Below are 15699 nucleotides of genomic sequence, written 5' to 3' on the forward strand. Positions count from 1 at the left end.
TCAGCTCTTCTCGGTCGCGGCCTTCGTGTCCTTCTCGCGGAGCGCCTTCTCCACGGCGTCCCGTACGCGGCCGTCCTCGCGCTGCTTGCGCCGTGCGCGGCCGCGGCGGGTGAAGATGATCGCGGCGGCGACGGCCGCGGCGACCAGGACGACCAGCAGGAGCAGGATCCAGGGGACCGCCCAGCCGTGGGCGGTGGCCTCGACCGGGTCCAGGGGGGTGATGGAGCCCGACGCGTCGGTGAGCATCGGGGTGAGGGTGGCGGTCGCGGTCAGGCTGACCGCGGGGGCCACACCGTGGACGGGCACCTTCACCTTCCAGCTCTCACCGGGGAGCAGCTCGGGCGGTGCGGCGATGTCGCCGGCGTTCGCCCGCAGCCAGCCGAACGGGCCCGCCACCGAGACGGACTGGCGCGCCGACAGCATCGCGTTGCCGGTGTTGTGGATCGTGTACGTGACGGTCGCGTCGCCCTTGCCGAAGGGGCTCGCCGGGCCGTCGTAGTCGACGTGCAGGTCCTCCACCGCGAGCTTGGGCTTGAGTTCGCCGCTGACCCGCAGCTTGACCCGGATGCCCAGCCGCCGGTCCACGTTGATGCCCTGGGCCTCGTCGGACTGCTTGAGCGAGGTCAGGATGCCGCCGACGTAGTCGCCGGGGGTGGCGTTGTCCGGGACGGTGACGGTGAAGGGGATCTCGGCGGTCTTGCCGGGCTCGATCTCGACGCTGTCGCGGTCGGCGTGGACCCAGGCACCGATCTTGACGGACTTCTTGTCCTTGGTGAGCAGGTCGAGCTGCCCGGTGTCGGTGGTGTAGCCGTCGGCGGCGTAGAGCGCGAGCCGCAGCGGGTCCTTGCTGCGGTTGGCCACGACCATGGCGTCCTTGACCTGTCCGCCGGGGTTCACGCTGTAGCTGTAGCTGGACCGGTCGTCGCCGAACCCGTTCGCGGCCGTCCTGACCGTCCAGGTGACGTCGCCGTCGGCCGCCCGGGCGGGGCCCGCGTGGAGGCCCACGAGGGCGAGGGCCGCGAGCAGGACCAGGACGGCGGTGCGGGCGAGGGGCGTCGTGCGGCGCGGTGCGGACGGGTGCATGTCGGGGTCTCCTGGAGCGGGGAGGCGGGGCAGGCACCGACGGTGCCTGCCCCGCCGTCAAACGGGTACGGTCAGCTGCTCAGCGCAGTGATCGTGAGGGTGGCGCGGTAGCCGCCCTTCTCGACGCTGTCCGGGATCTTCAGATCCAGGTCGGCGCCGAGCTTGGCGGAGCCCCGCGGGTGGCCCTGCTCGGCGGTGCCGAGGCCCCGCGAGACGGACAGACCCTGGCCGTGGTCGTCGTAGCCGGAGGTCACCGGGTCACCGGCCGTGGCACCGGCGCCGCCGTCGAGGACGTACGGCGTCCAGCCCAGGTAGGAGCCGGAGAACGTCTTGTCGGCGTCCTTGAAGTCGCTCACGTTGGCCGAGATCGACCACGGGGCGAGCGAACGGCGGCTGTCGGAGACGAGGATCGGGTTGATCTTGCCGCCCGCGACGAAGTGGTCGCCGTTCTCCTCCTTGGCCGTGCCGAGGTCCACCAGGCCGTTGTAGCCGTCGATGGTCCAGCCGAACTCACCCGGAGCCGGGTTGGGGACGTTGACCTGCAGGTCCTGCTTGTCCCCGTGGTACGGGTGCACCGTGACGTCGTCGACGTGCGAACCGACCGGCTGGTCGGCGCCGTTGGCGGCGCTGCGGATGTTCTCGACCACGAGCTTGTCGTTGCGCACCTGGACCTTGACGTAGGTGCGGACGTGCTCCTGGTTCTGGACCGAGTTGTACCAGTAGCTGTTCGGGTTCAGCGGGTCGGCGCCGTTGCCCGCGCCGCTGGTGCCGCTGCTGTCCGGCTTGGTGATGTCGTAGTACTTCGAGCCCGAGGCGGAGTTGGCCGTCACGTAGAGGACGCCGCCGGGACCCGGGTACACGTCGGAGGCGCCGGGCTGCTCGGCCGGGTTCTCCTTCTCACCGTTCTTGATCAGGTAGCTGCGGGAGTAGCTGTGGTCGTGGCCCTGCAGGACCAGGTCCACCCCGAGCTTGGAGAACGTCGTCGGGAAGTCCAGACGACGCTGCTTGTTGTCGCCGTCCTTGGCGTGCGAGGCCGGCGAGTAGATCGCGTGGTGGTAGACGAGGACCTTCCACTTGGCCTCGTTGCCGTGCTTGTTGATGACGTCGGTCACGTAGTTGACGTGCGCCGCGTCACCGCCGCCGTTGGCGGAGTTGTAGCTGTTGCTGTTCAGGTCGATGAACAGGACATCCTTGTAGATGTACCAGTAGTCACCGCCCGACTTGGTGCCCGCGGGGTTCCCGTTGTCGTAGTACGGGGCCGAGCGGTCGGTGTTCGGGGTGGTGAAGTGCTGCTCGTAGGCCTTGCCGCCGACGTCGTGGTTGCCGATGGTGGCGGCCCACGGGTACTGGCGCAGTCCGTCGGGAGCGAGGAAGGAGTTCCACTGGGACTCGGTGTTGGCCGTCTCGACCTGGTCACCGCCCGACACCAGGATCTCGGCGTTCGGGTTGGCCCGCAGCGAGACGTCGACCGTGTCCTGCCAGCCGGCCTGGTCGGCGGCCAGGTTGCCGGAGGAACCGATCTGCGGGTCGCCGTAGAACAGGAAGTCGTACTCGCCCTCGAAGTCCTGCGTCTTGAAGGAGTACGCGGTGGACCAGTTGCCCTCGCTGCCGACGCGGTAGGAGTACTGGGTGTTCTCCTTGAGGCCGGTGATCGTCGCGTGGCGGTTGTAGCCGCCGCTCGTGGCGATGTTGGCCGCGCCGATGGCGTCGAAGGAAGCGGCGCCGGCCGGGAACTCGTCGTTCACCAGCTGCGCGGTCGGGACGACCTGGATCTGCTGCGCCGTGTCGGCGGAGGAGTACCAGGTCACGGTGCGCTGCGTCTCGTTGGCGCCGACACCGAGGACGATGCCGCTCAGCGTGGCGGTGTCGGCGGCGGACGCCGAGGTCACCAGCCCGTTGCCAAGGGCAACCGTCAGGCCGAGGAACGCCGCGGTGGCCCCGGTGGCCACACGGCGCCGCGCGGACCCGGAGGTCCGCGAGGAGTTGCTCGATCTCATGTTTGTCATTTCCTTCTGTGCACGATTCGTGTGCATCGAGTGGAGATCTCCACGCTCACCTCGGAAGGTAAAGCGAACATAAATGCGAGCCACGTGGTAGTTGAACTTCGCACGAGCCCTGGACGGAGTCTCAGAATCCGGACACACGTTGCACGAACCACACCAGCCCCATCACGGACACCCCCGCGGAAATCGCACCCGTGGCCCACAGCCCGGCCCGCGCCGAGCGCCGGCGCAGCACGATGAGCAGCGGGAAGACGACGGCGATGATGGCCAACTGCACGGTCTCGATGCCGACGTTGAACACCAGCAGGGACCACAGCAGCGTCCACGACCAGGCCTCGTCGATCCCCAGTGCGCCCGCGAAGCCCAGGCCGTGCACCAGGCCGAAGCAGAACACGACGCCCAGCCGGGTCCATCCGGCCCGGTCCAGGCTGAAGTGCCCCTGCCCGGACGACTCGAGTTCGGTCGCGTGGTCGCCGCGCCGCCAGATCCGCCACAGGTACCAGCCGGCGACCACGGCGATCGACAGCGCGATGACCGGCTCCACGATCCGCGCGGGCACGTCGACCAGGCCCAGCGCCGCGAGCATGAACGTCACCGAGTGCGCCAGGGTGAAGCTGGTGGCCGCCAGCACGATCTCGCGCGGCCGCCGCGAACCGGCGATCAGGGCGAGCAGGAAGAGGATGTGGTCGATGCCGGTCAGCAGGTGCTCGGCGCCGAGCCGGAAGAACTCCCAGAAGCGCTCGTACCAGGACTGGCCGACCGAGAAGGACGGGTGCTGGGCGTCGAGCGCGGCACTGCCCGAGCCGCCGTCGAGCGCGTACGTGACGATCGTCTTGACGCCCTTGACGTAGCCCTCGGAGTCGGGGAACAGCCCGCTGCGCACCTCGTGGTCGTCGCCCTGCGGGCAGTTCCAGTCCAGGCGGAGGGTGGCGTACGGGACGCCCTCGCGGGTGCCCATGGTGAAGCCGCCGGCCTGGGTCGCGGTGCAGGCCTTGGCGTCGGAGGTCACCGTGAAGCGCTCGCGCGCGTACGCCACGGCGGACTCGGCGTGCGCCGCCAGGGCCGCGGCCTGCGCGCGGGAGTCCTCGGCGTCGAAGGCGGCGGTTCCTTCACGGAAGAGGTCGTCGTCGTGCTGGTAGTCGGCGGCGGACACGACGAAGAGGTCGTACTCGAGCTCCAGCGTGGTCCGGATGCGGCCCCCGTCGGCCGGCGCGACGTCGGCGTACACGGTCGAGGTGAACCCGTGCGCGAACGCGGACTGCTGCCCGAGGCCGAGGAGGGCGATCACCGCCGCGGTGATCCCGACGAGGGTGCGGCGGAGGCGATGTGACATGTGGCTCCTTCAGGTTGCCACTGCACCGTGCACGTCATGGGTGAACCGGAACCGGCCGGTCGGCGAATCGTGCGAAAACAAGTTCGAGAACGGCCCCCGGTGGATGGAGACCATGGGAAACGGGATTGCAGGATGGGGACGGCACCACCTGTCACACCCGGAGGTCGATCGCCTTGCGCCCCTCGCTTCGGGCCGCCGCCGTCCTGGCCGCGGCCACCGCGCTGCTCACCGGATGCGGCTCCGGCGACGACTGGTCGCAGCCGCACCCCAGCCCCAGCGCCGTCGGCACCCCCGGCCCCGGGTTCGTCGACCGCGCCGCCCCACCCGCCCCCGAGGCCACCGCCACCCCGCGGCCCGGCTCCTGGTCGGGGGTCCACCCCTCCGAGGGCTACCGCGTCGTCCTGCTGACCGCGGGCGACGACCGCCCCACCAAGACGCTCGTGACCGCGGTCGAGGAGTGGGCCCGGGCCGAGCACGTCGACCTCAGGAAGGTCGAGGCCGAGCACGCCGCCGACCTCCTGCCCGCCGCCACCCGGGCCCTCGACCTGCACCCGGACCTCATCGTGAGCGCCGGCAACGACCTGATCGACCCCCTCGCCACGGTCACCCCGAACCACCTCTCGCAGCAGTTCCTCGTGGTGGGCGCGGAACTGGCCGAGCCCACCGCCAACGTCACCTCCGTCGACTGGTCCGGCGCCTCGTTCCGCGGCGAGGGCCTGGGCATGTCCTCGACGTACGACGCCGGCACCTTCACCCCCGCCCGCTGCGCCGCGGCGATCCGCGCGGGCGTGGCGTCCGTGCTGGGCGGCGTGACGGGCATCGTCCTCTGGCTGGACGAGCACGAGGGGTGACACCCCCGGCGCCACGCCCGTCCCCTGGCACTCCGCCGCCGAGGCCCTGACCCGGACCCCGCGCCGCCACGGCGCTGCGCGCTCGGAGGACCCGGCAGAACGCGCGGGCTGACCGGTGGGCGGATGCTCCTGCGGTGGCATCACGTGCCACCGCATGGCACTGCATGGCGCCACATGGCTCCAAGTGACACCACCCGGCGCCACGTGGTGCCATCCGGTGCCACATTGCGCCTCGGATGGCGCGTCGGCCACCGATGACACCACCTCCGGCCCCACAACAACCACCACGTTTGTGCAGCTCAGACCCCGTGCCGCCCATCCGGTGCCACATGCGGCGCCATAGGGGCTTGCGCATGGCGCCACGATGGTGCCACTATGGCGTCATGGACCTCACCCCGTATGTCGACACCCTCCGCCGCGACCTCGCGGTGGCCGCCGAAGCCGGCGGGGAGGACGCCCGCGAGCTGGCGGAACGGCTCACCGCTCCCCTGGAGTCGGCGACCCGCCTGACCATGCTCAACGTGCTCTCCGCCGCGATGGACGAGATCACCCGTGAACTCGCCCCCGGCTCGGTCGACGTACGGCTGCGCGGGCTGGACCCCGACTTCGTGGTGACGCTGCCGCCCACCGGCGGCGGCACCGCGGACCAGGGCACCGCACCCGTCGAACCGCTCAGGGCCCCCGCGCCGGTCGAGGGCGACGAGGGCGGCACCGCCCGCGTCAACCTGCGCCTGCCGGCACACCTCAAGACCCGCGCCGAGGAGGCCGCCGGGCGCGAGGGCCTGTCGGTCAACGCGTGGCTGGTCCGCGCCGTGTCGGCCGCGGTCGACGGCGCACCGCAGCCGCGCGCCGAGGAGAAGACCCGCACCACCGGACAGAGCTTCCGGGGCTGGGTGCGCTAAGCGCTCCCCGCCCCCACCCACGTCACCCACACATCACGTCCCACCAGCGGGGACGACCCAAGGACTCAAGAGGACGGGACAGCCATGCCTTCTTTCGACACCCCCGGACCCATCTCGGTCACCGCCCACGTGGGCGCCGGTTCCATCCGGTTCACCGCGGGCGACCGCCCCGACACCGTGGTCGAGGTGCGGCCCCGCGAGCCGAAGCGGGACAAGGACGTACGGGCCGCCGAGCAGACCGAGGTCGCGTACGCGAACGGCGCCCTGACCGTCAGGACGAAGGAGCGCTTCCTCATCGGGCCCAGCGGCGCCGTCGACGTGACGGTCGAACTGCCCACGGGCTCGGACGTCGACGTCACCGGCTCCTGGACCCAGGTGCTGGGCGAGGGCCGGCTCGGCGAGGTCCGCGTGAAGACCTCGTCCAACGACGTCCGCTTCGACACGACCGGCCCGCTGCAGCTGACCGCCTCCCACGGCACGGTCACCGTCGACCGCGTCGAGGGCCCGGCCGAGATCACCACCAGCTCCGGCACCCTGCGCGTCGGCACCCTCGGCGGCCCCGCCGAGATGCGGAACTCGCACGGCACCACGACCGTCGGCGCCGCGCTCGGCGAGCTGCGGGTACGCGGGGCCCACGGCAACGTCGACATCGCGCGCGCCGAGGCCTCGGTCACGGCCACCGTGGCCCACGGCAACCTGCGCGTGGCCGAGGTCGCCCGCGGCACCGTCCGGCTGGAGACCTCCTACGGCGCGATCGAGGTCGGCGTCCGCGAGGGCACGGCCGCCTGGCTCGACGTCAGCTCCGAGCGCGGGCAGGTGCGCAACACGCTCAGCGGCTCCGAGGCCCCGCAGAAGACCGAGGACACCGTCGAGGTCCACGCCCGGACCCGCTGGGGCAACATCGAGATCCACCGCGCCCGGGCCTGAGCACCACCACCCCCACCGCTCCCCTCCCCACCCGCCTCAGCCTTCGATCGGAGGGCCCCGTGTCTTCATCTGTCATGCCCACGCCCAGGACTTCTCCGGACGGCCGCACGCCGCCGGCCGCCGTCTCCGCCGTCGGACTGCGCAAGTCCTTCGGCGACAAGACCGTCCTCGACGGCATCGACCTGCGCATCCCCGCCGGTTCGGTGTTCGCGCTGCTGGGCCCCAACGGCGCGGGCAAGACCACCGCCGTCAAGATCCTCTCCACGCTCGTCACCGCCGACGCGGGCGACATCCGCGTCGGCGGCCACGACCTCGCCGTCGAGCCGCAGGCGGTGCGCGCCGCGATCGGGGTCACCGGTCAGTTCTCCGCCGTCGACGGGCTGATCACCGGCGAGGAGAACATGCTGCTCATGGCCGACCTGCACCACCTGTCCAAGAGCGAGGGCAGGAAGGTGACCGCCGGACTGCTGGAGCGGTTCGACCTCACGGAGGCGGCCAAGAAGCCCGCGTCGACCTACTCCGGTGGCATGAAGCGCCGCCTCGACATCGCCATGACGCTGGTCGGCAGCCCCCGCATCATCTTCCTCGACGAGCCCACCACGGGACTGGACCCGCGCAGCCGCCACACCATGTGGCAGATCATCCGCGAGCTGGTCTCCGACGGCGTCACCGTCTTCCTCACCACGCAGTACCTGGAGGAGGCCGACGAACTCGCCGACCGCATCGCGGTCCTGAACAACGGCACCATCGCCGCCGAGGGCACCGCGGAGGAACTCAAGCGGCTCATCCCCGGCGGCCACGTACGGCTCCGCTTCACCGACCCCGCCGCCTACCGCTCCGCCGCCGACGAACTGCGCGGGGCCACCCGGGACGACGAGGCACTGACCCTGCAGATCCCCAGCGACGGCAGCCAGCGCGCCCTGCGCACCCTGCTGGACCGGCTCGACGCCGCCGCGATCGAAGCCGACGAACTGACCGTCCACACCCCCGACCTCGACGACGTCTTCTTCGCCCTGACCGGCGACGCCACCCTCCCCCACCAGACCACGGAGGCCCTGCGATGAGCACCCCCACCTTCGCCCTGCGCGACAGCGCGACCATGCTGCGCCGCAACCTCCTGCACGCCCGCCGCTACCCCTCTCTCACCCTCAACCTCCTCCTCACCCCGGTCATGCTGCTCCTGCTGTTCGTCTACGTCTTCGGCGACACCATGAGCGCCGGCATCGGCGGCGGCACCCCCGACCGCTCCGCCTACATCGCCTACCTCGTCCCCGGTCTGCTCCTGATGACCGTCGGCGGCACCACCATCGGCACCGCCGTCTCCGTCTCCAACGACATGACCGAGGGCATCATCGCCCGCTTCCGCACCATGGCCATCCACCGCGGCTCCGTGATCGTCGGGCACGTCGTCGGCAGCGTCCTGCAGTGCCTCGTCAGCGTCCTGGTCGTCGCCGCCGTCGCCGTCGCCATCGGCTTCCGCTCCACCCACGCGACGGTCCTCGAATGGCTCGCCGCCCTCGCCCTGCTCGTCCTGTTCGCCACCGCGCTGACCTGGATCGCCGTCGGCATGGGCCTGGTCAGCCCCAACGCCGAGGCCGCCAGCAACAACGCCACGCCCCTGATCCTGCTCCCGCTCCTGTCGAGCGCCTTCGTCCCCCTCGACTCCATGCCCGGCTGGTTCCGGCCCGTCGCCGAGTACCAGCCCTTCACCCCCGCCATCGAGACCCTCCGCGGCCTCCTCCTCGGCACCGGGATCGGCCACAACGCCTGGATCGCCGCCGCCTGGTGCGTCGGCCTCACCGTCCTCGGCTACTTCTGGTCCACCGCGAGGTTCAACAGCACCGGCAAGTTCTGATCCTCCATACACACCACGACGGAGGGCCCGCGCGCTGCGCGGGCCCTCCGTCGTGGTGTCCGGTCGTGGTGGTCAGCCGGTCGTGAGGTGCGTGTCCATCACCGTCACCAGCGCCGCCCGTCGTGAGGTCCCCTTCGGCGCGCGGGTCTGGTCGAGGCGGAGATCCGCGGCGCGGCCCCGCAGGGTCAGGGTCATCAGCTGGTTGCCGAACCAGGGACCGTCCAGCTTGCGCCAGCCCAGCGCGGGGCGGTCGACGCGGCCGTGGCGGGCGAGCGCCCGGCCGAGGAGCCGGGCGGGACCGGTCCAGGCGAAGCGGAAGGCGAGGCGCATGTACCCGGGGATGGTGTTGTGGACCGGGGAGCAGGTGAGTTGCAGCACCCGGGAACGCAGGGGCCGGCCCGGGCGGGTGGCCTCGGCGGTGTAGGCGTGGTGGACGTCGCCGGACAGGACGCAGATCGTGGCGGGGGCCTCGGGCGCGTCCGCGGCGTCGCTGAGGATCCCGGCGAGGTCGTCGAAGGAGTCGGGGAAGGCCGACCAGTGCTCGAGGTCGCCGGCCTGCCGCAGGCGCTCCCCGCGGTGGGTCCAGCGGTGGCCGCGGCTGCCGCCGCAGAGGGCCGAACTCCAGGCCTCGGTGGCGTGGATGGCGTGCGGCAGGAGCCAGGGCAGCGAGGTGCCGACGAGCAGGTGGTCGAAGCTGCCGTCGGGGCGGGCGTTCTCGCGCAGCCAGTCGAGTTCCGCCGGGTCGAGCATGGCGCGTTCGTGCTCGTCCAGGACGCGGGAGGCGCGTGAGTCGACCATGAGCAGGCGGGTGCGGCCGAGGTCGCGGCGGTAGCTCCAGCGGGTGTGCGCCGGGTCGGCCTCCACGCGGGCGGCGAAGGCGCGCAGGGTCTCGGTGCCGTCGTCGGCCGCGCGTACCGCCGCGAGCAGCTTGTCGGCGGCGAGTTCGGCGGGGGTGAGGTTGCCGAGGTGCTGGTGGACCCAGTACGAGGTGAGGCCGCTGGTGACGCGTTCGTGCCACCAGTCCGTCTCCCGCATGCTGTCGCGCCACGTGTGGGAGGTGTTCCAGTCGTCTATGACGTCGTGGTCGTCGAAGATCATGCAACTGGGCACGGTGGACAGCAGCCAGCGGATGTCCGGGTCGAGCCAGGACTCGTAGTAGAGGTGGGTGTATTCCTCGTAGTCGGCGACCTGGTCCCAGGGCGGCTCGTTCAGGTCGCGTCGCCGGGCGAGCCAGCGGCGGGTGGCCGCGGAGGTCTCGTCGGCGTAGATCTGGTCGCCGAGCAGCAGCAGGAGGTCGGGGCGGGGCGCGTCGCCGGAGGCGATGTGGTGGGCGAGGGTGTCCAGCGCGTCGGGGCCGATGGGGTCGGGTTCGTCCGGGGGCGGTGCGGCCCAGCGGCAGGAGCCGAAGGCGACCCGCAGCGGCCGTCCGTCCGCCTCGCCGTCCCCTTCGCCGCTGCCGTCGTGCCCGGCGGTGCGGATCGTGCTCGGCGGGTACGGGGAGTCGGCGAGCGGCCAGACCTGCTGCCCGTCGAGGAGGACGCGGTACGCCGTGGTGGTGCCGGGGCGCAGCCCGCCCACGGTGACGATCGCGTAGTGGTGGCCGGCGATCTGCCAGGTGTGCTCGGTGCCGTCGGCCCCGTCGTCGCACACGACGGCCACGGTGGCGGGGCGGTCGGCCTCGACCCACACGGTGGCGGTGTCCTCGTCCACGTACCTCAGCAGCGGGCCCAGGCGCAGTTGTGCCATGGCGGTCGGCCTTCCCTCCGTCGTCGTGAGTTGTGGACGTCGGAGGGAAGGCGTGAGTTCCCGGCCGCGCCCCGGCCGCGGTCCCGGCGGCCGGGGCGGGGCCGGGACGCGGGATCAGCAGCCGCTGAGCACGCTGCTGAGCTTGTTCTTCTCGGCGGTGTCGACCGACAGGCCGTAGTAGTACTTGACCTGGACCCAGGCGCGCACGTAGGTGCAGGCGTAGGCGGAGCGCGACGGCATCCAGGTGGCCGGGTCCTGGTCGCCCTTGGCCTGGTTGACGTTGTCGGTGACGGCGATCAGCTGCGGACGGGTGAGGTCGTTGGCGAAGGACTGGCGCTTGGCGGTGGTCCAGGCGGAGGCGCCGGAGTCCCAGGCCTCGGCGAGGGGCACGAGGTGGTCGATGTCGAGGTCGGAGGCGGCGGTCCAGGTGGCGCCGTCGTAGACGGAGTACCAACTGCCGCTGGTGGCCGAGCAGGAGGAGTTGGTGACCACGCCGCTGCCGTCGCGCTTGAGGACGGTCTCACGGGTGTCGCAGGCACCGCTGATGGTGATCCAGTGCGGGAAGAGGTCGCGGTTGTATCCGGAGCGGTTCTCGGTGGCGACCTTGAGCGAGGCCAGGTAGGTGCGGGCCGTGGCGGCGCTGACGGGCGTGGGGAGCGCCGCCTGCGCGGTGGGGCCGTTCAGGGTCGCGAAACCGGCGAACAGGCTGGTGAGAGCCACGAGGAGACCCAGGCGTCGACGCGCGTAGACACTGCGCCGCGCGAGAGCACTGCGTATCCGGGACATAGGGAACTCCCTCTTGGTGTGGGGGTGTTTGGCCGCTGAAACCGCTGGCCATCCTTCTGCTGGGACGTTTCTGCGGGACAAGCGGCAGGTAACAGGTTGGCGACATGGACACGTCATGTCTAGAGGCCGGACGTCACCGGATCCACGCCACGGGGCCCGCGCCGGCCGGCCCCCTACGGCCCGGGCGCGGTGGGCGCAGGCCGCCAAGGCAGCACGGAACAGGCATCTCTGACTAACCGTCAGTCTTGGCCGCAACGTGCCGCACTGCCGCGAGGGCCCGGGCTACACTGCTCCGCCCGACCCCGACGGGAGGCCCCCTCGGTGTTCCCCGCACGCGTACGTGCCGGTCCTTGCTCGGCCCTGGCGGTCCTCGCCCTGTCCGGCTGCTCCGCCGGCTGGGGCTGCAGCGACACGACCGCGGAACGCGGCGCGGCCGGGGTCCGGGTGCGGGTCGAGGACGTGTACGGGCAGCCGGTCGGCGTCACCGCCGAGGTCGTCGGCTGGCGCCTCGGACCCCACCCGCAGGAGCCCTCCGGAGGCGACCGGGTCCGCTTCCGCTTCCGCTTCGACGGCGCCGGCGCCGGCGCCGGCGCCGGCGCCAGCGGGGGATCCGACCCCGTGGTGGAGGCCTGCGCGGTCGACGAGGAGCGCGTGGTGCTGGGGTGCCGGACGATCTCCCCGTCCCAGGCGTTCGGGCCGAACGGCGACCCCACCGGCGCACCGGCGACGACTGGCTCACTGTCGAGGACCCCGGGCGGGTGGCCGGAGTGCTGGTGATACCCAACGACCGGTCCTACGACAGGCGGACCTGCGAGCAGGACATCAAGGACGGCGGCGGGCCGCACCCCCCGGAACCGGCCCGCATCGGGGAACGCCTGTAAGCCGTCGCTCAGTTGGCGAGCCGGCCGGGCGGGGCGGCCTGGGCGGCGCCGAACTCGGTCACCGCGTCCCGGACGATGGTCTCCAGGCGGGCGTGGTGCGCGCCGCGCCAGTAGGGGCGCTCGCAGTCGGCGCACTGCGCGAACACGTCGTAGCTGCGGCGGGTGCCGTGCTCCAGCTTCTCCCAGACCGCGTCCTTGTCGGCCTCCCGCAACGGCCCGTTGCACGCCGTGCAACGCGTCCAGGGGGCCAAGTCGGGGGCGAACCGCCCCAGCACGTCCCGCAGTTGCTCGTCCGGCTGGTCGCTGTAGACGTACGCGCCCGCCCACAGCTCCCGGCGGCGCAGCAGTCCGCGGTCGCGTGAGAGCATCACCCGCCGCTCGGCGGCCGAACGGGCGGCCAGGGCCGGGTCACCGATGTCCTCGCTCTCGTACGCGGCGTCGACGCCCAGCAGGCGCAACCGCCGGGCGAGCGTGCCCAGGTGCACGTCGAGCAGGAAGCGCAGGGGCGCGCCCGGCACCGACTGCGGCCGGGTGACGGGCTCGACCTCCACGTGTTCGCCGCCGGCGGGCACGTACGAGACGGGCACCTCCCGGCCGTCCGCCAGCAGCCGGCCGACCTCGGTGAGCGGGACCCCCAGCGACTCCACGACGTGCCCCAGGGTGGACACCCCGTCGGTGACGACGGTCGTCCGCCCCTCCCGTCGTGGCGCCGCGGCGAAGAGCCGCAGCGCGGAGGCGAAGGTGATGCCGATCTCGGGTCCGTTCAGGCCGCTCACCCCGCCAGGATGTCACCCCGGCGGCGCGGGGCACACGCGGATTTCCCCGCGAGCCGGATCACACCGCCCCGTGGTCGATGAGGCTGCGGGCGCAGTCCAGCACCGTCTGCCGGGCCGGCCGGGGCTCCCAGCCCAGGACGCGGCGCGCCTTCTCGGTGCTGTGGCGGTTGCGGCGGCCGAGCGAGGGCGTGATCTCGCGCAGGGACGGGTCGGTGAACCGGGCCGCGAACCGTACGGCAAGGTTTGGGACCTGCCTTGTGGCCACCTTGCGGCCGTCCGGCCGAGCCCGTCGCGCAGGGCGCGGGCCATGTCCGCCATCCAGATGAACTCGCCCGTGGCCAGGAAGCGTTCGCCTGCGGCCCGCGGCGAGGTCATCGCCCGGATGTGGACGTCCACGAGGTCGCGCACGTCCACCACCTCCAGTCCGATCCTCGGGACCCCGCGCATCCCGCCGGTCAGCATGCGCGCGACGACGCCGACGGAACCGCGGGTGTCCGGCGTGAGGACGGGGCCGAAGACCGCCCCGGGCAGCACGGTCGTCAACTCGGTCGGGCCGTCGTGGGCGGCCACGAAGTCCCAGGCCGCGCGTTCGGCGACGGTCTTGGAGCGCCGGTACGGGATCAGCCTCGGGTCGTCGGGGTCGGTCCACAGCGTCTCGTCGGTCACGCCCTCCTCCGCGTACGAGGACGGACTGGCGGCGTTCGCCGCGGAGGTCATCACGACGCGCCCCACCCCGGCCGCGGTCGCCGCGCGCAGCACCCGCAGCGCGCCGTCGCGGGCGGTGGCGACCAGGGCGCCGGGGTCGGCGGCGGTGAGGCCGAGCGGGGAGGCGACGTGCAGCACCCGGTCGACGCCCTCCAGCGCGGCGTCCCACCCCTCGTCGGAGGTGAGGTCGGCGACGGCGAACCGCAGCCGCCCGGCGGGGTCGGCGACCTGCGCCACGGCCTCGGTGACGGCCCGCTCCCTGTCCCGGCCGCGCACGGTCGTCCGCACGTCGTAGCCGCGCCGCAGGAGTTCGGCGACGCACCAGCCTCCGATGTAGCCGCTGCCGCCGGTGACCAGGACCAATTCGGGCATGACGGTGTCCTCCGTGCGTGGGGATGGGTGTGCCAGAATGAAGCGGAGGCCCCTCCGCCACACCTCACGACCGCCGGAGGCCCCTCCGTTTTAGCAATCGACCACCGACGGACGGCCGACACCCGTGAACCCGAAGCCCCCCGGACCGACCCGCAAGGACGCCCGCGACAACCGCGAGCGGATCCTGACCGCCGCCCGCGAGGAGCTCTCCACCTCCAGCGGCGCGTCCCTCACGGCGATCGCCAGGAAGGCGGGCGTGGGCATCGGAACGCTCTACCGCCACTTCCCCACCCGGGAAGCCCTGATCATGGAGCTCTACCGGCACGACATCGGGAAGCTGATCGGCCGCGCCCCCGAACTGCTGGAAGTCCACCCGCCGTTGACGGCGCTGCGGCTCTGGTTCGACGAGGTCGCCTACTACGGGCGGCTCAAGTTCGGCGTCGCCGAGGTCGTCCACGCGGCGACCAACGGCGGCCTGGACGACGAGAACTACGAACCCTTCGTCGCCGCCATCGGCACGCTGCTCGAGGCGGGGGCCGCCGAGGGGTCGCTCAAGCGCGGGCTCGACCCCGAGGACGTGCTGCTGCAGCTGAGCGTGCTGTGGCGGATCGACCCGGCCGCCCGCAACGGGGAGGCGCGGGCGGGGCGGATCCTGGACCTGATCGTCGACGGGTTGCGCTTCGCGGGGGGCCGGGGGGTGTGAGGGCGCGGCCCGTTGTCGTGTGCGGCGCCGTTGTGGTTGCTGTTGCGGTTTCTCTCCCACCCTCCCGCCCGATTGCCCGGCGCGATTGGTGCGGGCCTGCGCACCTCGTTGTGGGGTCGGGGCCGCGCCGGCGCACGTCCTCAACGCTCGCGGTCTACGTCAACATCCTTGTGCACCGCACTTAACCGCTCGTCGTTTCCGGGCGCACCCCGACACACCCCCTCCCGCCGTGTGGGCGCACAACCGCCGGTGGGGGGTCAGATAGGCACGCGCGGCAACCCCGGACCGCCTTCGCACCCCCACCGGCCGTTGGCCGCCGCCGATACGGAGGACATACGCCAGCGCGGCATACGGGCCCCTGGCGTGCGGGGCTTTGCCTTCCGTCATGCGGCGAGGCATGCGCCGCTCGTCTCTCCCCCTCAGCCTTCGGCCAGGGGGAGCACCCCGCCACACCCCCTCCCGCCGGTATGAGCGCACAACGACCGGTGAGGGGCAACCGGGGTTATCCCGGACTGATTCCTCACCGCGTCCGGCTGTCGTGCGCCTCGACTGCTGGCGAGGGCGTGTGGCGTAACGCGCTGCCCCACGTTGCTCCGCTCGCCGGCTGCGCGGCCGCTTAGAGCCGCGGCAGCCGGTCACCGTGAGTGGGGGAGATTCCCTCCTCCAGCCAGTGGAGGTAGACCCGCAGGTCCGCCGCGAGCCCGTCCTCGATGTACGCCGCGTAGTCGACGACGGCGGCGGCAAGGCCCTGTCCGGCCCAGTCCGCCTCTTCCCAG

The 15699-nt window shown here is 72.2% G+C and carries 14 protein-coding genes; 7 read left to right on the forward strand and 7 right to left on the reverse strand.

The features are described 5' to 3' along the window. The 3 genes from ACFZAU_RS36805 to ACFZAU_RS36815 all read right to left on the reverse strand — a co-directional run bounded on the left by ACFZAU_RS36805 (position 1) and on the right by ACFZAU_RS36815 (position 4419). Complete coding sequence (locus ACFZAU_RS36805) at positions 1–1083, reverse strand: WxL protein peptidoglycan domain-containing protein (RefSeq protein ID WP_500555799.1); 1083 nt, start codon at positions 1081–1083, stop codon at positions 1–3. A 71-nt stretch (positions 1084–1154) separates the two neighbouring features. Then, entirely contained in the window at positions 1155–3080 is a 1926-nt protein-coding gene (locus ACFZAU_RS36810; protein WP_500555800.1) for a purple acid phosphatase family protein, read from the reverse strand. A gap of 130 nt (positions 3081–3210) precedes the next feature. Then, entirely contained in the window at positions 3211–4419 is a 1209-nt protein-coding gene (locus tag ACFZAU_RS36815) for a HupE/UreJ family protein (protein ID WP_500555801.1), read from the reverse strand. Between the two features lie 173 nt (positions 4420–4592). Here ACFZAU_RS36815 and ACFZAU_RS36820 point away from each other — a divergent pair, with 173 nt between their 5' ends. The 5 genes from ACFZAU_RS36820 to ACFZAU_RS36840 all read left to right on the forward strand — a co-directional run bounded on the left by ACFZAU_RS36820 (position 4593) and on the right by ACFZAU_RS36840 (position 8954). Next, the gene (locus ACFZAU_RS36820) at positions 4593–5270 is read left to right on the forward strand and encodes a type 1 periplasmic-binding domain-containing protein (RefSeq protein ID WP_500555802.1); all 678 of its coding nucleotides are present in this window, start codon (positions 4593–4595) and stop codon (positions 5268–5270) included. A gap of 383 nt (positions 5271–5653) precedes the next feature. Then, complete coding sequence (locus ACFZAU_RS36825) at positions 5654–6172, forward strand: hypothetical protein (RefSeq protein ID WP_500555803.1); 519 nt, start codon at positions 5654–5656, stop codon at positions 6170–6172. Between the two features lie 84 nt (positions 6173–6256). Then, on the forward strand, positions 6257–7099 hold the full coding sequence (locus tag ACFZAU_RS36830) for a DUF4097 family beta strand repeat-containing protein (RefSeq protein ID WP_499598594.1): 843 nt from the start codon (positions 6257–6259) through the stop codon (positions 7097–7099). 74 nt (positions 7100–7173) lie between these two features. Then, the gene (locus ACFZAU_RS36835) at positions 7174–8163 is read left to right on the forward strand and encodes an ATP-binding cassette domain-containing protein (RefSeq protein ID WP_500555804.1); all 990 of its coding nucleotides are present in this window, start codon (positions 7174–7176) and stop codon (positions 8161–8163) included. Next, positions 8160–8954, forward strand: a complete 795-nt coding sequence (locus tag ACFZAU_RS36840; protein ID WP_500555805.1) for an ABC transporter permease — start codon at positions 8160–8162, stop codon at positions 8952–8954. The genes ACFZAU_RS36835 and ACFZAU_RS36840 overlap by 4 nt, the downstream gene beginning before the upstream one ends. 72 nt (positions 8955–9026) lie before the next feature. Here ACFZAU_RS36840 and ACFZAU_RS36845 read toward each other — a convergent pair whose 3' ends face one another. Further along, positions 9027–10700, reverse strand: coding sequence for an alkaline phosphatase D family protein (locus ACFZAU_RS36845; RefSeq protein ID WP_500555806.1), 1674 nt, complete (start codon positions 10698–10700; stop codon positions 9027–9029). 114 nt (positions 10701–10814) lie between these two features. Then, on the reverse strand, positions 10815–11486 hold the full coding sequence (locus ACFZAU_RS36850; RefSeq protein WP_499598606.1) for an HNH endonuclease family protein: 672 nt from the start codon (positions 11484–11486) through the stop codon (positions 10815–10817). A gap of 321 nt (positions 11487–11807) precedes the next feature. On the opposite strand from ACFZAU_RS36850, the gene ACFZAU_RS36855 reads away from it, so the two are divergent. Beyond that, positions 11808–12263: a hypothetical protein gene (locus tag ACFZAU_RS36855; protein ID WP_500555807.1), complete on the forward strand. Its 456-nt coding sequence runs from the start codon at positions 11808–11810 to the stop codon at positions 12261–12263. 112 nt (positions 12264–12375) lie between these two features. Here the strand turns inward: ACFZAU_RS36855 and ACFZAU_RS36860 are convergent, their stop codons facing one another. Together ACFZAU_RS36860 and ACFZAU_RS36865 are read right to left on the reverse strand one after the other, a co-directional pair. After that, the gene (locus ACFZAU_RS36860; RefSeq protein ID WP_500462943.1) at positions 12376–13134 is read right to left on the reverse strand and encodes a Mut7-C RNAse domain-containing protein; all 759 of its coding nucleotides are present in this window, start codon (positions 13132–13134) and stop codon (positions 12376–12378) included. A gap of 21 nt (positions 13135–13155) precedes the next feature. After that, positions 13156–14220 (reverse strand): NAD-dependent epimerase/dehydratase family protein, encoded by a 1065-nt coding sequence (locus ACFZAU_RS36865; RefSeq protein ID WP_500555808.1) that lies wholly within the window; start codon positions 14218–14220, stop codon positions 13156–13158. A gap of 124 nt (positions 14221–14344) precedes the next feature. On the opposite strand from ACFZAU_RS36865, the gene ACFZAU_RS36870 reads away from it, so the two are divergent. Next, positions 14345–14923 carry a TetR/AcrR family transcriptional regulator gene (locus ACFZAU_RS36870; RefSeq protein ID WP_500555809.1) on the forward strand — a complete coding sequence of 193 codons (579 nt, stop codon included), beginning with the start codon at positions 14345–14347 and terminating at the stop codon, positions 14921–14923. The last annotated feature ends 776 nt before the right edge of the window (positions 14924–15699 follow it).

Origin of the sequence: Streptomyces sp. NPDC008238 (assembly GCF_042956445.1) — a bacterium.
Classification (GTDB): domain Bacteria; phylum Actinomycetota; class Actinomycetes; order Streptomycetales; family Streptomycetaceae; genus Actinacidiphila.